The organism is Amycolatopsis sp. NPDC006125 (genome assembly GCF_040614195.1).
GTDB lineage: Bacteria > Actinomycetota > Actinomycetes > Mycobacteriales > Pseudonocardiaceae > Amycolatopsis_E > Amycolatopsis_E tucumanensis.
The window spans coordinates 1-15,669 of sequence record NZ_JBEXTZ010000032.1 but is presented as its reverse complement, the minus strand read 5'-3'; the positions used below and the strand labels follow the sequence as shown (position 1 = coordinate 15,669).

Genomic DNA, 15,669 nt, shown 5'->3' with positions numbered 1-15,669 from the left:
CATGGCCGCCGGGCAGCCGGCCACCACCCCCGGCGGAGGCGGGTCGCCCGCGCTGGGCAACCACCAGCCCGCCAACCTGGGGGACATCCTGGAGAGAGTGCTCGACAAGGGGCTGGTGATCGCCGGGGACATCCGGGTCAACCTGCTCGACATCGAACTGCTGACCATCAAGCTGCGCCTGGTGATCGCGTCGCTGGAGACCGCGCGGGAGGTCGGGATCAACTGGTGGGAAAGCGATCCCTGGCTCTCCGGCGACACCACGCGGCTGCAGCGGGAGAACCGCGAGCTGCGTGCCCGCGTCGAGGAGCTGGAGGGCGCGGGCGACCACGCCGTGATCGAGGACCGGCACGGTGACCGAGGTGCTTGAGGACAGCGGGATCTGGCTCTACGCCGTGGCCCGGCGGGAGAACGCCGGTGCGGCGGGCGAACTGCGCGGCGTCGCCGGGGAGGCCCTGCGCGCAGTGGAGGCCGGCGAGCTGGCGGCCGTCGTCGGCGACGTGCCACTGGAGACGTTCGGCGAGGAGGCCCTGCACCGCAACCTGGAGGACCTGGACTGGCTCGGCGCCGTGGCCCGCGCGCACGACGCCGTGGTCGGCGCCCTCGCCGGCGCCGGTCCGGTCGTGCCGGTGCGGCTGGCCACGGTGTACCGCGACGAGCACGGCGTGCGCCGCGTCCTCGAACACCGCGGGCACGAGCTGGCGCGCACCCTGGATCGTGTGGCCGGGCGGACCGAGTGGGGCGTCAAGGTCTTCCTCGAGGAGCCGCCGCCGGCCGGGCGTGCGGAGACGCCGTCCCGCCGGGGGGCCGGGACGGCGTACCTCGCCCGGCGCCGCGCCGAACGCGACGCGCGCGCGGACGCCGAACGGCTCGCACGCGAACAGGCCGCGAAGGTCCACTCCAGACTCGCGGCGCTGGCCGCCGGCGCGCGCCTGCACCCGTTGCAGAGCAAGGCGTTGTCCGGTGACGACCAGCAGATGGTGCTCAACGCCGCCTACCTCGTCGGCGACGACGACGCGCGTGCCTTCGCCGAGGCGGTGGCGGCCTGCGACGACGACAGCCCGGCGATCCGGGTCCAGCTCACCGGGCCGTGGCCGCCGTACTCGTTCTCGTCCTTGGAGGAAACATGACCGAACCGCTTCCCGCGCCCGTCGCCGACCAGCCCGTGGCGCTGGTCGACCTCCTCGACCGGGTCCTCGCCGGCGGGGTCGTCGTGACGGGTGAGATCACCCTGTCCATCGCCGACGTCGACCTCGTGCACATCTCGCTGCGGACGCTGCTGTCCTCGGTGAGCGCACTGCAGCCCGCCGATGACTGACCCCGCGAAGCGCCGCATCGACACCGATCCGGACAGCGTCGAGCGCGGTCTGGCCAGTCTCGTGCTGACCGTGGTGGAACTGCTGCGGCAACTGATGGAAAAGCAGGCGCTGCGACGGGTGGACCGCGGCGACCTCACCGACGAGCAGGTCGAGGCGATCGGGCTGACGCTCATGCGGCTGGACGAGCGCATGGCGGAACTGTGCGAGCATTTCGGCGTGTCCCCGGAGGAATTGAACATCGATCTCGGCCCGCTCGGCCCGTTGCTGGCGGATCGGCGGTGATGTGAAATAGGTTTCATCGGGAATTGTCCGGGAATCCGGAACCATCGCCGAACAATGGAGTTGCGATGGCTATATCCGGAATCATCAGTGCCTTGGTCGTGGGGCTGGTCATCGGTGTTCTCGGCCGGCTGCTCGCGCCCGGCAAGCAGAACATCCCGATCTGGCTGACCATCGTCGTCGGTATCGTCGCGGCCTTCGCAGGCACCGCGATCGCCCGGGGTGTCGGGTACGCCGACACCGACGGTATCGACTGGCTCGAAGTGCTGACCCAGCTGGTGCTCGCCGTCCTCGGGGTCTCGCTGGCCACCGCCCTGCGGGGCGGCCGCCGGCGCAAGCTCATGCACTGACCCCCTTCCCGGCCCGGCCCGGTCCGGACACCGTTTCCGGCCCGGGCCGGGCGCCCGGTCCCCTCATTCACGGATGTGAAAGATGAACGTCACCCAATTCTGGAACGACGCGGTCGGGAAAGTGATCACTTTCCTGCCGAAGTTCGCGGTGTTCCTCGTCGTGCTGATCGTCGGCTGGCTGGTCGCGAAAGCGTTGCGCAAGGTCGTCAAAGTCGTGCTCGAACGGGTCGGTTTCGACCGGGCGGTGGAGCGCGGCGGAATCAAGCGTGCGCTGGAACAGTCCCGGTACGACGCGAGCGGGCTGCTGGCCGCGCTCGTCTACTACGCGGTCCTGCTGATCGCCCTGCAGCTGGCGTTCGGCGTGTTCGGGCCGAACCCGGTCAGCGCCATCCTGGCGGCGATCGTGGCCTGGCTGCCGCGCGCCATCGTCGCCATCGTCATCGTGATCGTCGCCGCGGCCGTCGGCAGCGCGCTGCACGACCTGATCCGCGGCGCGATGGGCGGGCTCAGCTACGGTCCGCTGGTCGCGAAGGTGGTGCAGGTCGTGGTGATCGCCTTCGGTGTCATCGCGGCGCTGAACCAGATCGGCGTGGCCACCACGGTCACCGGGCCGGTGCTGATCGCGCTGCTCGCGACCGTCGGCGGTGTGCTGGTCGTCGGCGCGGGCGGTGGCCTGATGCGGCCGATGCAGCAGCGCTGGGACCGCTGGCTCAACCGGGCCGAGGAGGAGATCCCGTCGGCCCGCACCAGGGCCGAGGCCTACCGGCGCGGCCGCGAGGACGCGGAACGGGAAGCCGGCGCGGGCGCCCCGCGGCACGCGGCCGAAACCGCCACGATGCCGCAGGAGCGGACCGCGGCGATGCCGCCGTCGTCGCAGGGCAGCGCGACGATGCCGCAGGACCGGCCCCCGGCCTGACGCGCTGAGCCGAACGGGGCGCCGCGGCTCGCGGCGCCCCGTTCGCTTGCCGTTCTCAGCGGATTTTCCGCGTCAGCCAGGTCTCCTCCGGACGGCAGGTGAGCGTGGTGCCGGCCGCCGCGCACCAGGTCTGGTACCCGTGGGAGTAGAGCCGCTGTCCGACCCAGCGGTAGTCCGCCGGCGCGGCACGGGGTGTGGACGGGACGAAGTTGGCCGCGTCGTCGGCGTTGCCGGTGCCGTCGTAGCGAGCGACCACCGGGTACGGGAACACCGGGCGGGTGCGGGTGGTCGCGCCGCCCGCGACCGTGGAGGCGACGATCCGGCCCGGCTGCCTGCCGCTTTCCACCCAGGCCATCACCGGAGTCAGGACGTCGGCGGTGCCGAGCCCGTCGCCGCCACCGCAGTGCGCCATGCCGGGGAACAGGTACAGGCGGGCGAACCCGTCCACCGCGCGCTCGCCCATGGTCCGCCGCATCGCGTCCCAGTAGGCCAATGTGGACTGTGGTGCGATGTGCTGGTCGTTCCAGCCGTGCCAGAGCAGCAGCTTGCCGCCGCCGCGGCGGAAGGCGGACAGGTCCGGGTCCATCGCGGCGAGGTAGCTCGACGACTGGACGGTCCGCCAGAACGAATCCACGGTGAACTGTAGGTCCGTCACCCGGAAGTCCGGGTCTTGCGCGTCCGGGAAGGCGAGGTGGCGCAGGTAGGACTCGGCGAACCTGGCGCTGGCCGGGATCTGCTGCGGGGTGGCCGGGACGAACAGCGTCCACTCCAGCTCCGAGCCCCACTCGTGGGCGATCGCCGGTTCCAGGCGGCGGCCCTGCGCGTCGGCGGCCCCCTCGTGCAGTTTGCGCACCACGGCCGATTCGGCGGGGGGAGAGACAGGTCGCGGAGTCCTGTCCGGGCCTGCAGATCAGCGTGTCCGGATCGAAGTCGCACAGCCGGGGATCGTCGAGGAGGCCGTCGCGCAGCCCGTCGAGATGATCGCAGGCGGCGAGCACGGCATCGTGGATCAGTGGGAGTTTGCCCGCGAAGAGGATGAAGCCGCCGTCGGCGTCGAGGTTGGCCACGACGTTCCACGCGTGGTGGAAGGTGTTCTGCACGGCCATGTTGCCGGCCGGGGCGCCCGCGGCGATGCCGTCGAAGTCGCCTGGGTAGCGCTGGGCCGCCATGAGCGCTTCGCGGCCGCCGTCGGAGCAGCCGGTGAAGTACGAGTAGGCGAGCCCGCGGCCGTAGAACCGGGCGATGATCGCCTTGGCGACCTCGGCGGTGACGTGCACGCCGCGGTAGGCGAAGTCGATCTGGGCCTGCGGGTTGTCCAGCGCCCACGATCCGTCGTCGCGGCCCTGGTGTCCCATGTCGGTGGTGGCGCTGGCGACGGTGCCGTCCCGGACCGGCGGGCAGGTGGCGGCCTGGCCGTAGTCGATCACCGCGCTGCCGCACAGGCCGCCGCACCCGGTCTGCACGTATCGCTGGGTCCAGCCGTGCACCGGGAGTCGCAGGACGACGGTGTTCGCCGGCGCGACGGTGCCGCGGACCTCGCAGTACGGCGCGGCACCGGGCACAACCCTCGCGGACTGGATGGTCACCGGTGCGTCGGTGACGCCCGTGAGGTCGAGGCCGGGCACGTCGGCGCAGTCCATCGCGGGCGGGACGGCGGGCAGGTTCGCGAGCCCGTCGGCGGTGACGCGCTGGGCCGCGGCGCCCGGCGCGGGCAGCACGCTCGCCGCGACGAGCAGACAGGCGGTGGCGGCGAGACGGCGGAGGGGTCTGGTGAGGACCATCGGCACTTCCCGGTGCGGCCGCGGGTGCACCACGATGCCTTCATCCCACAGGTCTCCAGGAGGGTCGCGATGAAGATCGACGAGCTGATCGAGAAGGCGAAGAGCTCGGCCGGTGCGAAGCTCGTGTACACCGAGCCCTACGAGAAGGACGGCATCACGGTGATCGCGGCGGCGAGCGTCGCCAGCGGGGCGGGCGGCGGTGACGGCGTCGACAAGGAGGGGCAGCACGGCGAGGGCGGCGGGTTCGGGGTGACCGCCAGGCCGACCGGCGCCTACGTCATCAAGGACGGCACGCTGCGGTGGGAGCCGGCCATCGACGTCAACCGGCTGGTCGGTGTCGTCGGCGCGGTCGTGGTGGCCGTGTTGCTCTTCAGCTCGCGCATCGCGAAGGTGCACGCCCGCCGGGCCATCGCGCGGGCCGCCGCGGTGCCCGCGCCCTGACCGCAGTTCGGCGTGGTGCCGTCAGCGCACCACGGGCGTCCGGGGCCGGGGCGCGTCCGCGTGCTCCCGGTTCTGGAGCCTGGCCGCGAGGACCGCGGCCTGGGTGCGGCGTTCCAGCCCGAGCTTGGCCAGCAGCCGGGAGACGTAGTTCTTGATGGTCTTCTCGGCGAGGAACATCCGCTGGGCGATCTGGGCGTTGGTGAGCCCTTCGCCGATGAGGTCGAGCAGGGTGCGCTCCCGGGCGGTGAGCCCGGCCAGCGGCCCGTCGCCGGCGGCGTTCGCGCGCAGTTTCGCCATCAGGGTCGAGGCGGCACGCGTGTCGAGCAGGGAGCGGCCGGACCCGACCTCGCGCACGGCCGAAACCAGGTGCAGCCCGGCGATGTCCTTGATGGCGTAGCCGCCCGCGCCGGCGAGGATGGCGTTGAGCATGGCCTCCTCGTCGGTGTAGGAGGTCAGGATGAGGACGTTGAGCTCGGGGATCCGGGACCGCAGTTCACGGCACAGCTCGATGCCGTTGCCGTCGGGCAGGCGCACGTCGAGCACCGCGACGTCGGGCTGGAGCGCCTGGATCCGGGCCATGGCCTGCGCGGCGGTGGCCGCCTCGCCGACGACCTCCAGCCCCGGGTCGGTGCCGAGCAGCTCGGCGACGCCACGGCGGACGACCTCGTGGTCGTCGACCAGGAACACGGTGATCACGGCAGGACCCTTTCGCAGGTGACCTCCTCAACCTAGAGCCCACCGGACGCCGGGCGGCGCGGCGGAAGTCACCTCCGGCAGGGACCAAGGTCACTTTCGGGATTCACCACCCGCCCCGGCGCGTTCCCGGCAGTTGTTAACGGGTCGTTTTCCCCGGTCTTCCCGCAGCGCCGCCAGACTGGGCGGATGAGCACCGGAACCGGCTACGTGCTGGGGCACCACGATCCCGAGGTCGAGCGGCTCCTGCTGCAGGGGCGCCTCTACCGCGGCCACACCGAGCACGCCTTGCGCCAGGCCGGGCTCGAACCCGGCATGCGCGTCCTCGACGTCGGCTGCGGCCCGGGCGACGTGTCGATCGCCGCGGCGCACCTGGTCGGGCCGGCGGGATCGGTGACCGGTGTCGACGCGCAGGCCTCGATCCTCGACCTCGCGGCGTTGCGGGCCGCCGAGGCCGGGCTGTCGAACGTCACGTTCCGCCACGCCGCGGTCGAGGAGCTCGACGCGCCCCGGCCGTTCGACGCGGTCATCGGCCGCCTGATCCTCATGCACCTGCCGGACCCGGTCGCCGCGCTGCGCCGGCTGGTGGGACTGGTCCGGCCGGGCGGCCTGGTGTCCTTCCAGGACTTCGAGGTCAGCGGCGCCCGCAGCGCCCCGGCGGTCCCGCTGTTCGAGCGGGTGCGGGACGTCATCGTGCAGGCGTTCCGGGGTGCGGGCGCGACCACCGAGACGGGCACCGCGCTGCCGGGGATCTTCCACGCGGCTGGCCTGCCCATGCCCGCCTTGACGATGGGCGCGTGCCTCGGCCCACTGTCCGATCCGGACATCCTGGGCTTCGTGATGGGCGTGTGGCGCGCCTTGTCGCCGGTGGCCGTCCAACTCGGACTGGACGTCGGCGACCTCGCCGACCTCGACCGCCTGCCCGCCCGGCTGGTCGCCGAGGCGGCGGAAGCGGGCGCGATCGCGATCCTGCCGCCGCTGGTCAGCGCCTGGGCGCGGGTGCCTGCCGGCTGAGCCTCAGGACAGGCCGAGCCGGCGCAGGGCCTCCGGCAGCCGGTCGAGCAACGGTTGCGGCGGCTGCCCGCCGAGGGTGGCGCGCAGGTACAGCCCGTCGCCCAGCAGTCCCACGATCTCGGCGGTGAGCGGATCGTCCACGTGCCCGGCCAGCAGCTCCGCCCACAGCCGGCCGCACTCGTTCATCGCTTCGGTGACCTTCGGCTCGCTGCCCAACAGCCGCAGCGCGGCGATCGAGGCGCGGTGCGCCGGCTTGGTCATGTCCGCGTCGGTCACCGAGGAGAGCAGGTAGTAGCGCACCACGCCTTCGGGAGCCGTGCGCGCGTACTCGACGTCCGCGGCCGTCAGCCGCAGCAGCCGGTCGAGGAGGCCGTCGAGCAGGGCTTCCTTCGACCCGAAGTGGTAGAGCAGCCCGCCCTTGGACACCTTCGCGCGCGCGGCGACGGCGTCGAGGGTGACCGCGGCCGAGCCGCTCTCGATGAGGATGTCCTGGTAGGCGTCGAGGATCTGTTCCCGCGCGGAGGGGCGTCCCATGGCCCTTGACTATACCGTCCGGACGGTTTAGTTTCGATTCTGGGGCAAACTGTACCGTCCAGACTGTTCAGAAAAGGATCGTGATCGTGATGGCCGGGGGACGCCGGGACTGGGCCGCACTGGGTGTGCTGGTCCTGCCCGTGCTGCTGATCAGCGTCGACATGACCGTGCTCGGTTTCGCGCTGCCGTACCTCAGCGAGGACCTCGGCCCGACCGGCGCCCAGCAGCTGTGGATCGTCGACATCTACTCGTTCGTGCTCGGCGGGCTGCTGGTGCTCATGGGCACGCTGGGGGACCGGATCGGGCGGCGCAAGCTGCTGCTGTCCGGCGCCGTCGCGTTCGGCGTCGCGTCCGTGGCCGCGGCGTTCGCGACCAGCCCGGGCATGCTCATCGCGGCGCGGGCGCTGCTCGGCGTCGGCGGGGCGACCCTGATGCCCTCGACGCTGGCGCTGATCCGCTCCATCTTCACCGACCCGGCGCGGCGCCGGACCGCGATCGCGGTGTGGGGCGCCGGGTTCTCCGGCGGGATGGCGCTCGGCCCGGTGCTGGGCGGCTGGCTGCTGGAGCACTTCTGGTGGGGCTCGGTGTTCCTGATCAACGTGCCGGTGATGGTGGTGCTGCTCGTCGCGGGGCCGCTCCTGCTGCCGGAGGCGCGCGACCCGCGACCGGGCCGCTTCGACCCGCTATCCGCCGTGCTGTCGCTGGCCGCGGTGCTGCCCGTGGTGTACGGCATCAAGCGGTTCGCCGAGCACGGCGCCGATCCGCTCGCGGCCGTGAGCGTGCTGATCGGCGCGGCGTTCGCGGTGGTGTTCGTGCGGCGTCAGCGCGCGCTGCCGGACCCGATGCTGGACCTGGCGCTGTTCCGGGACCGCCGGTTCAGCGCGTCGGTGCTGACCAACATGCTCGGCGTGTTCGCGCTCGTCGGGTTGCTGTTCCTGGTGCCGCAATACCTCCAGCTGGTGCTGGGGCTGCGGCCGATGACGGCGGCGCTGTGGCTGCTGCCGACGACGGGGGCCGGGATCGCGGGCTCGTTCGCCGCCGCCCGGCTCGCCCGGCGCGTTCCGGTCCCGCGGCTGATCGCCGGCGGGCTGCTGGCCGCGGCGGCGGGGTTCGCGGCGCTGGTCGCACTGGGAGTCCATGGTGGACTGGCGATCCTGGTGGCCGGGATGTCGCTGGTCGGGTTCGGGGTGGCGCTGTCCGAGACGCTCACCAACGACCTGATCATCACCGCGGCGCCGCCGTCCCGCGCCGGCGCGGCGTCGGCGATCTCGGAGACCGGGTTCGAGCTGGGCGGCGCGCTCGGCACGGCGGTGCTGGGCAGCATCGCGGCGGCGGCCTACCGGGCCGGCGTGCCGGGCGACGCGGGGGAGACGGCGCGCGAAACCCTCGGCGGCGCGGTCGCCACGGCCGCCGGGCTGCCGCCCGCGCAGGCCGAGGCCCTGCTGGCCGCGGCCAGGGCGGCGTTCGTGCACGGCCTGCAGGTGAGCGCCGTGGCCGGGGCCGCGCTGCTCGCCTACACCGGGGTGCAGGCGCTGGTCCTGCTGCGGTCTAGAGGAACAGGCGCAGCACCCGCGCACGAGCCTCGCCGAGCAGTGGCTCCGCGCGGCTGACGAGGTCACGCAGTTCGGCGGCCCGCTCGCCGCGCGGGGCGGTGTAGGTGGTCGCGGATCCGTGGGCGAACCAGTTGCTCAGGTCGGTGCGAGCGGTTTCCCGGAGCGGCTCGTCCGGGCCCAGCAGCAGGCGCAGGTCGAGGGCGAGACGGGTCCAGGTGTCGCGAGCGGACAGCAACTGGAACGCGTTGCGCCTGCGGTGCGCTGGCTGGCCGGGATCGAGCATGCTGTGCAACGCCGCCTCGTCGATCTCGGCGGCGCACCCGCGCAGCGCGAGCGCCACCTGCCGGGCGACGCGCGGGGACGGATCGGACAGCAACGGCGCCAGGCGGGCGGCCGGGACCACTCGCAGCCGCCGCAACGCACGGACGGTTTCGGCGCGCACCTTGGGCCGGGGATCCGCGAGCAGCGGCAGGAGCAGCGCCCCGTCGGCTTCGGTTCCGGTCTCGCCGAGGCCCGCGACCGCACCCGGGCTCGCCGCCGTGGCCACCAGCTCGCGATAGTGCGGCGCCGGGTCCTCGCCCGCGCGGCGCAGGACGAACTGCGCGTACGCGCGGACCAGCGAAGCGGGGTCGGCCAGTGCCGGCCGCGCGTCGGCGGGGTCGCGGATCGCCTGGGCGCGCAGGGCGGCCGTGCCGCTGCCGCGGAGCAGGCGCAGCACCTCGGGGTCGGTGCTGCCGGCCAAGGCCTGCGCGCAGGTGAGCCGGATCGTCAGGTCCGCGTCCCGCAGTCCGGCCGTCAGCTCGCCGACGTCGGCGCGCCCCGAGGCGTAGACGGCCCGGCGGGTGAGCACGTCGGGGGAGGCGAGCGCGGCCGAGCGGACTTCGGGCGTCCGCAGCATGCCTTCGAGCGTCACGGCCAGCCACTCGCCCTGCACGCGTGGCCGCAGCAGGCACGCGAACGGGAACAGGTCCACCGCGGTCATCGGATCCCGGAAGAGGTGGCGCAGGCACTCCCGCCGGGCGCGCTCGCGCACCTGCGGCACCCAGTCCGCCGCGCGGATCGCGAGCACCGGCAGGGCGATCCGCTCGTCGAGGCGCGTCAGCGCGGCTTCACGGAGGCGGCCGTCCCGGCCGAGCGCCCGTGCCAGGACGCCGCGATGCCCCTGCGGGTGGCGCCGCGCGCCGTCGTCGACGGCGAGCCACAGGCGCGGGCTCGCCCCCGCCATCGCCGCGACCTCGGCGTCGGCGTCCCGCGCGGCACGCACCGCCGCGAGTCGCTCCGCCACCTCGTCCTGGTTGATCCGCACCCGGCGATCGTCGCGGGTGCGGGCCCGTCAGCCAACCGGTTATCGCGTGGTGTGGGCTCCGCCGTTGACGTGCAGGGTCTGTCCGGTGATGTGGCGGGCGCCCTCGGAGGCCAGGAAGAACGTCGTCGCGGCGACGTCGTCCGGGTGGCCCGCCCGGCCGTTGTGCGTGGCGGCGATCAGCGCGCTGCGCCGGTCCTCGCTGAGTTTTCCGTGGAAGAAACCGGTTTCCGCGATGTAGCCGGGCGCGATCAGGTTGGCCGTCACGCCCTTCGGCCCGACCTCCGACGACAGCCCGGCCGTCCACGCCGCCAGCGCCGCCTTCGCCGCGCCGTAGGAGGACGCCGCGTACTCCGCGCCGATCGAGCCGATGTTGATGATCGAACCGCCCGGGCGCAGCCGGTCCCGCACCGCGGTCGTGGTGAGCACGGCGCTGAGCAGGTTGGCGTCCAGGTTCGCCCGCCACGCGCGCAGCACCTCGCCGAGGCCCTCGCCGGCGGGCGCGGTGAGGTCGGTGTTGCCGCCGGCCATGTTGACCAGCACGTCCAGCTCCGACCCGAGCTCCGCGGCCATCCGCGCCACCTGCTCCGGATCGGTGGCGTCGCAGGTGATGGCCCGCGCGCCGATCTCGGCCGCGGCGGCGGCGAGCCGTTCGCCGTTGCGGCCGGTGACGACCACGGTGTCCCCGGCCGCGCGGAACCGGGCGGCGACCGCCCTGCCGATGCCGTTCCCGCCGCCGGTGACCAGCACGATCCGACCCACTGAGCATCTCCTCTCTGATATGTTTAGCTCTAAACGTAGCGGAGGGAGGCAGGCCGTGTCGAACGACCCCGGCGCCGACGGCTACCCGATGGCGTCGATCCTGCGGTGGCCCGCGCACGACATCGCCGAGTCGTGGCGGCGCGAGCTGCCCGGCGTGCGCACGGAGTCCATCGAGATCATCACGCCGGTGTGGCGGGTGGCGAAGCTCCTCGCCGACGACCGGCGGCGCACCCTGGCCGAACTCGGCGTCGATCCGTCCACACTGGACCTGCTGAGCGTGATCCGCCGGGCGGGGCCGCCGTACGAGCTGACCACCCGCGAGATCACCCGGCGCACGCTGGTCACTCCCGGCGCGGTGTCCCAGCGCGTGGCCCGCGCCGAACGGGCCGGGCTCGTCGAACGGGCCCCTTCGTCGGCGTCGCGCCGCGCGGTCGCCGTCCGGCTCACCGACGCCGGGCACCACCTCGTCGAGACGACCGTGCGCCGGCTGCTCGAACACGAGGCGGATCTGGTCGGCGGGCTCACCCCGGACGAACGCCAAGCCCTCACCGGCCTGCTCGCCCGGCTGGAGCGGACCCTCGCGCCGGAACCAGGGTGAGCGCGATCAGCACGGCGACGGTCAGGAGCGCGGCGCCCAGCGCGAGGCCGAACGCGTACCCGTCGACGGCACTGCCGGCCGTGCCGGATCTGCTGTGCGCGGCCGTGCCGAGTGCGGCGAGCCCGAGTGACGCCCCGATCTGGCGTGAGCTGGTGAGCAGACCGGAGGCCGTGCCCGCCTCGCCCGGCACGACGCCGCCCGTGGCCACCGAAACCACCGGCCCGAGGCACAGTCCGAAGCCGACACTGGTCACGATCGACGGGCCGAGGACGTCGGCCAGGAACGACCCGTCGGCGCTCAGGAATCCGAACCAGGCGAACCCCGCCGCGGTCAGCACCCCGCCGCCGATCATCAGCGTGCGCGGGGCGGACCGGTGGCCGAGCTTGACGGCCACCACCGACCCGGCGACCACCCCGAGCGCGAACGGCAGGAACTGGACGCCCGCCAGTGCGGGCCCGGTTCCGAGCACCTGCTGCAGGTAGAGCGACACGAAGTAGAACGCCGACGCCATCGCCGCGCCGAGGAGCAGGTTGTAGAGGTTCGCCCCGGCGACCGCCCGGTCGGCCAGCAAGCCCAGGCGCATCAGCGGATCGCGCGCCGTCGTCCGTTCGATGTGGACGAACGCGACCAGCAGCGCGACGGCGATCGCCAGCGTGGCGAGCGTGACCGGCGAGGCCCACCCGTGCTGGTCGGTGCGCACGACGCCGAACACGAGCGTGGTCATGCCCGCGGTGGCCAGGACGGCGCCCAGCACGTCCGGCCTGCCGGTGCGGACCGGCTGGTCGGCGTTGACGCCGCGTCGCGCCAGCACCGCCGCGACGGCGGCCATCGGCGCGCTGACGAACATCACCCACCGCCAGCCCGCGTACTCGGTCAGCACGCCGCCGATGAGCACGCCCAGGGCGCCTCCGGCGGCGTTCATCGCGCTCCACACGCCGAAGGCGCGCACCCGCTCCGGTCCGGCGGGGAAGGTCGCGGTCAGCAGCGCCAGTGCGGCCGGGGCGGCCGCCGCCGCGCCGATGCCCTGCGCGGCGCGTGCCGCGACCAGCTGTCCGGGGTCCTGCGCGAAACCGCCGGCCAGGGAGGCGATCCCGAACACGGCGAGCCCGGCCAGCAGGACCCGCCTGCGGCCGTGCCGGTCGGCGAGCTTGCCGCCGAGCAGGAGCAGCCCGCCGAAGGTGAGCGCGTAGGCGTGGATCACCCAGGTCAGGCCGACCGCGGTGAACCCGAGCGCCGCCGCGATCCGCGGCAGCCCGACGTTGACCACCGACAGGTCCAGCGACACCGCGAACTGCACGACGGCCACCGCGGCGAGGGTGAGCCCCGCGCGCACAGCAGGCGGCTCCGTTGTGGTCATGCCTCGCTCCTCCCGAGTTTTCGAACGTGTTCCGAAAGTAGCACCGGTGGGGTCCGGCTGTCGAACGCGGAGGAGGGCAGCATGATGGGAGCCGTGCCCCGACCCGATGCAGCGCGCGCCCGGACCGGGCGGCCGCCGGTGACGTCCCGCGACGAGATCCTGGCGGCCGCGCGGCGGCTCATCGACCGCGACGGCTGGGAGAAGCTGAGCGTCCGCAAGCTGGCCGCGGAGCTGGGGATCGGGCCGACGACCCTGTACCACCACGTGCGGGACAAGGCGGACCTGCTGGTGCAGCTGCTCAACACCTACACCGGGCAGCTCGAGCGGCCGCGGTTGCCGGACGACCCGCGGGAGCGGATCGTCGTCGCGGCCACGGTGATGCACGAGGCTCTCGCGGCGTGGCCGTGGGCCGCGGAGGTCGTGACCGTCGACGGGTTCGTCGGCCTGCTCGACGAACCGGCGCTGTGGATGGTCGAAACCATCGTGGGCGGCGCCGTCGACAGCGGGTGCACCCACGCGCAGGCCGTCGGCGTCTTCCGCGACATCTGGTACTACACGGCGGGCGAGGTGCTCGTCCGCGCCCGCTCGGCACGCCGGGACGAACGCCCCCAGCGCGCCGCCTTCCGCTTCGACCCGGCGGAGACGCCGCATCTGGCGGCGATCGGGGACCGCTGGCCGGAGCTGGCGGCACGCGACACCTACGCCGACGGCCTGCGCGCGCTCGTCGGCGGACTGCTCGACCGGCGGTGACGAGAAGGGGCGCTCAGCCCCGTTCCTCCTGGATGGTCGTGTAGCGGTTGGGCAGGACCATGCAGTAGAGGCTGCCGGTTTCGTTGGTCAGGCAGTACACCGGTTGCGTCGCGTCGGAGTTGCCCGCCTCGCGCTGCTCGCCGACCTTCTGGATGCTGATGTGCCGCGGGTCGGCAGGCGCCGGAACGGGGGCCTTGTCCCACGGGTGCCAGGCCAGCAGCCCGCCGCCGAGGCCGGCGACGAGGATCGCGGTGGCCAGCAGGCCGTGCCGGGACCGGGATTCCGTGGCGGCCGGGCGCGGCTCCTGCGGCTGCTGCGGCTGCTGTGGCGCGGGGTTGTTCGGGTGCGACATGGCGAACAGTCAACATCATCGCGTCGGTGGCCCGAAGGCGGCCGGGGCCGGCGCGGAACCGGCCCCGCCGCGCCGAACAGGCCGTCGGAGCCGGGCAGGTTCCCGACGCCGGACAGTTGTAGAACAGCAGCTGCGGCGCGCGGCCGCCCCGGCGACGGTGGGTGAGCCCCGGCGATCGTCCGCCGGAAACGCAGGTGCCGGATCAGGGCGGGATCGAATCACGTCCGGTCGGCCGGTGCCGTGGTCTACACTGGTGATCGCGGCCCGCACAGTTCTGCCTCGGGCCGCGTTTCGTTGTCGGCCACCACGTGCCGCGACCGTGCCGGTCCGCGCCGGGCAGGACGACCCCCGACGTTCGGAGCTTTCCCCGTGACTTCTTCCCCCGCGCCCTCTTCTTCCGGGTCCACCTTCGCCGCGCTCGGCGTGCCCCCGGTGCTGGTCGCCGCGCTGGCCGAGCGGGGCATCGAGGCGCCGTTCCCGATCCAGGCGGCGACCCTGCCGCACTCGCTGGCTGGCCGGGACGTGCTCGGCCGGGGCCGCACCGGCTCCGGCAAGACCTACGCGTTCGCGCTCCCGGTCCTGACCCGGCTCGCCGCGAGCCGCACGCCGCGCGGGCCGGGCCGGCCCCGTGCGCTGATCCTCGCGCCGACCCGCGAACTCGCCACCCAGATCGACGCGGCGCTGGCGCCGCTGGCCGAGGCGCTGTCCCTGCGCACGATGACCGTGTTCGGCGGGGTCGGCGCCGCGCCGCAGATCGCCGGGCTGCGCGCCGGGGTGGACGTGCTGGTCGCGTGCCCCGGCCGGCTCGCCGACCACCTCGCGAGCGGGCACGCGCACCTCGACGCCGTCGAGATCACCGTCCTCGACGAGGCCGACCACATGGCCGACCTCGGGTTCCTGCCGCAGGTGAAGCGGCTGCTGGACCGCACGCCGCGCGACGGCCAGCGGCTGCTGTTCTCGGCCACCCTGGACGCCGGGGTCGACGTGCTGGTGAAGCGGTTCCTCACCGACCCGGTCACCCACAGCGTCGACTCCGCGCGCTCCCCGGTGGCGACGATGGAGCACCACGTGCTGCACGTCGAGCCGGACACGCGGCTGGACGTGCTGGTGGACCTGGCGGCCGCGCCCGGGCGGACGGTCGTGTTCACCCGCACCAAGCACCGGGCGAAGGCGCTGACGCGCAAGCTCGTCGCGGCGGGCGTGCCCGCGGTGGAGCTGCACGGCAACCTCGGGCAGACCGCGCGGACCCGCAACCTGGCCGCGTTCTCCGACGGCAGCGCGACCACGCTGGTGGCCACGGACATCGCCGCCCGCGGCATCCACGTGGACGACGTGGCGCGGGTCATCCACGCCGACCCGCCGGTCGAGCACAAGGCCTACCTGCACCGGTCCGGCCGCACCGCCCGCGCCGGCGCGGCGGGCGTGGTGATCACCCTGATGACCGACGACCAGATCTCGGACGTCCGAGACCTGACCAGGAAGGCCGGGATCAGCCCGGTGACGACCCGGCTGGCGCCCGGGCACGAGCTGCTGAGCGAGCTCGCGCCGGGCGACCGGGTGTTCCGCAAGCCCTCGGTTCGCAGCGGTGCGGGTGCGGCCGGGGGTGGTGGCGAGGTTTCGCGGGACCGCGGCGCGGGTGCGGCTGCGCGCCGGTCCGGCGGCGCCCGGCG

At 73.7% G+C, this 15,669-nt stretch carries 18 protein-coding genes and 1 pseudogene; 11 read left to right on the top strand and 8 right to left on the bottom strand.

Annotated features, from left to right (window positions below; all coding sequences use genetic code 11):
* Position 1: 1 nt before the first annotated feature.
* From ABZ193_RS18205 to ABZ193_RS18180, 6 genes are all read left to right on the top strand, one after another.
* Entirely contained in the window at positions 2 to 367 is a 366-nt protein-coding gene (locus tag ABZ193_RS18205; RefSeq protein WP_020418062.1) for a gas vesicle protein, read from the top strand.
* Positions 351 to 1,127: a GvpL/GvpF family gas vesicle protein gene (locus ABZ193_RS18200; RefSeq protein WP_020418061.1), complete on the top strand. Its 777-nt coding sequence runs from the start codon at positions 351 to 353 to the stop codon at positions 1,125 to 1,127. Before ABZ193_RS18205 ends, ABZ193_RS18200 begins: the two co-directional genes overlap by 17 nt.
* A complete protein-coding gene (locus ABZ193_RS18195) occupies positions 1,124 to 1,315 on the top strand; it encodes a gas vesicle protein (RefSeq protein WP_020418060.1) in 192 nt (63 codons plus the stop codon). Before ABZ193_RS18200 ends, ABZ193_RS18195 begins: the two co-directional genes overlap by 4 nt.
* Entirely contained in the window at positions 1,308 to 1,598 is a 291-nt protein-coding gene (locus ABZ193_RS18190) for a gas vesicle protein K (protein ID WP_020418059.1), read from the top strand. Before ABZ193_RS18195 ends, ABZ193_RS18190 begins: the two co-directional genes overlap by 8 nt.
* Positions 1,599 to 1,663: 65 nt before the next feature.
* A complete protein-coding gene (locus ABZ193_RS18185; protein WP_027935867.1) occupies positions 1,664 to 1,945 on the top strand; it encodes a transglycosylase in 282 nt (93 codons plus the stop codon).
* 82 nt (positions 1,946 to 2,027) lie between these two features.
* The gene (locus ABZ193_RS18180; protein WP_020418058.1) at positions 2,028 to 2,861 is read left to right on the top strand and encodes a hypothetical protein; all 834 of its coding nucleotides are present in this window, start codon (positions 2,028 to 2,030) and stop codon (positions 2,859 to 2,861) included.
* Between the two features lie 55 nt (positions 2,862 to 2,916).
* Here ABZ193_RS18180 and ABZ193_RS18175 read toward each other — a convergent pair whose 3' ends face one another.
* The 3 genes and pseudogenes from ABZ193_RS18175 to ABZ193_RS18165 all read right to left on the bottom strand — a co-directional run bounded on the left by ABZ193_RS18175 (position 2,917) and on the right by ABZ193_RS18165 (position 5,779).
* Positions 2,917 to 3,717 carry a tannase/feruloyl esterase family alpha/beta hydrolase gene (locus ABZ193_RS18175; protein ID WP_237334766.1) on the bottom strand — a complete coding sequence of 267 codons (801 nt, stop codon included), beginning with the start codon at positions 3,715 to 3,717 and terminating at the stop codon, positions 2,917 to 2,919.
* 67 nt (positions 3,718 to 3,784) lie between these two features.
* Positions 3,785 to 4,501: pseudogene (locus ABZ193_RS18170) on the bottom strand (tannase/feruloyl esterase family alpha/beta hydrolase); the annotation flags it as partial.
* A gap of 603 nt (positions 4,502 to 5,104) precedes the next feature.
* Positions 5,105 to 5,779, bottom strand: coding sequence for a response regulator transcription factor (locus ABZ193_RS18165; protein ID WP_237334768.1), 675 nt, complete (start codon positions 5,777 to 5,779; stop codon positions 5,105 to 5,107).
* Between the two features lie 186 nt (positions 5,780 to 5,965).
* On the opposite strand from ABZ193_RS18165, the gene ABZ193_RS18160 reads away from it, so the two are divergent.
* On the top strand, positions 5,966 to 6,790 hold the full coding sequence (locus tag ABZ193_RS18160) for a class I SAM-dependent methyltransferase (protein ID WP_020418054.1): 825 nt from the start codon (positions 5,966 to 5,968) through the stop codon (positions 6,788 to 6,790).
* A 3-nt stretch (positions 6,791 to 6,793) separates the two neighbouring features.
* Here the strand turns inward: ABZ193_RS18160 and ABZ193_RS18155 are convergent, their stop codons facing one another.
* Positions 6,794 to 7,324, bottom strand: a complete 531-nt coding sequence (locus tag ABZ193_RS18155) for a TetR/AcrR family transcriptional regulator (RefSeq protein ID WP_020418053.1) — start codon at positions 7,322 to 7,324, stop codon at positions 6,794 to 6,796.
* Between the two features lie 89 nt (positions 7,325 to 7,413).
* Here ABZ193_RS18155 and ABZ193_RS18150 point away from each other — a divergent pair, with 89 nt between their 5' ends.
* Complete coding sequence (locus ABZ193_RS18150) at positions 7,414 to 8,934, top strand: MFS transporter (RefSeq protein ID WP_354710715.1); 1,521 nt, start codon at positions 7,414 to 7,416, stop codon at positions 8,932 to 8,934.
* Here ABZ193_RS18150 and ABZ193_RS18145 read toward each other — a convergent pair.
* Together ABZ193_RS18145 and ABZ193_RS18140 are read right to left on the bottom strand one after the other, a co-directional pair.
* A complete protein-coding gene (locus tag ABZ193_RS18145; RefSeq protein WP_354710714.1) occupies positions 8,873 to 10,183 on the bottom strand; it encodes a hypothetical protein in 1,311 nt (436 codons plus the stop codon). The genes ABZ193_RS18150 and ABZ193_RS18145 overlap by 62 nt on opposite strands.
* 39 nt (positions 10,184 to 10,222) lie before the next feature.
* Positions 10,223 to 10,942 (bottom strand): SDR family oxidoreductase, encoded by a 720-nt coding sequence (locus ABZ193_RS18140; protein WP_354710713.1) that lies wholly within the window; start codon positions 10,940 to 10,942, stop codon positions 10,223 to 10,225.
* Between the two features lie 55 nt (positions 10,943 to 10,997).
* On the opposite strand from ABZ193_RS18140, the gene ABZ193_RS18135 reads away from it, so the two are divergent.
* A complete protein-coding gene (locus ABZ193_RS18135) occupies positions 10,998 to 11,540 on the top strand; it encodes a MarR family winged helix-turn-helix transcriptional regulator (RefSeq protein ID WP_354710712.1) in 543 nt (180 codons plus the stop codon).
* On the opposite strand, the gene ABZ193_RS18130 is transcribed toward ABZ193_RS18135, so the two are convergent.
* Entirely contained in the window at positions 11,488 to 12,897 is a 1,410-nt protein-coding gene (locus ABZ193_RS18130) for an MFS transporter (protein WP_354710710.1), read from the bottom strand. The genes ABZ193_RS18135 and ABZ193_RS18130 overlap by 53 nt on opposite strands.
* A gap of 93 nt (positions 12,898 to 12,990) precedes the next feature.
* On the opposite strand from ABZ193_RS18130, the gene ABZ193_RS18125 reads away from it, so the two are divergent.
* Positions 12,991 to 13,647, top strand: a complete 657-nt coding sequence (locus ABZ193_RS18125) for a helix-turn-helix domain-containing protein (protein ID WP_354710709.1) — start codon at positions 12,991 to 12,993, stop codon at positions 13,645 to 13,647.
* 13 nt (positions 13,648 to 13,660) lie between these two features.
* On the opposite strand, the gene ABZ193_RS18120 is transcribed toward ABZ193_RS18125, so the two are convergent.
* Positions 13,661 to 13,999 carry a hypothetical protein gene (locus ABZ193_RS18120; RefSeq protein ID WP_020418046.1) on the bottom strand — a complete coding sequence of 113 codons (339 nt, stop codon included), beginning with the start codon at positions 13,997 to 13,999 and terminating at the stop codon, positions 13,661 to 13,663.
* Between the two features lie 369 nt (positions 14,000 to 14,368).
* Here ABZ193_RS18120 and ABZ193_RS18115 point away from each other — a divergent pair.
* The coding region (locus ABZ193_RS18115; protein ID WP_354710708.1) for a DEAD/DEAH box helicase at positions 14,369 to 15,669 on the top strand (1,301 nt) is incomplete at its 3' end.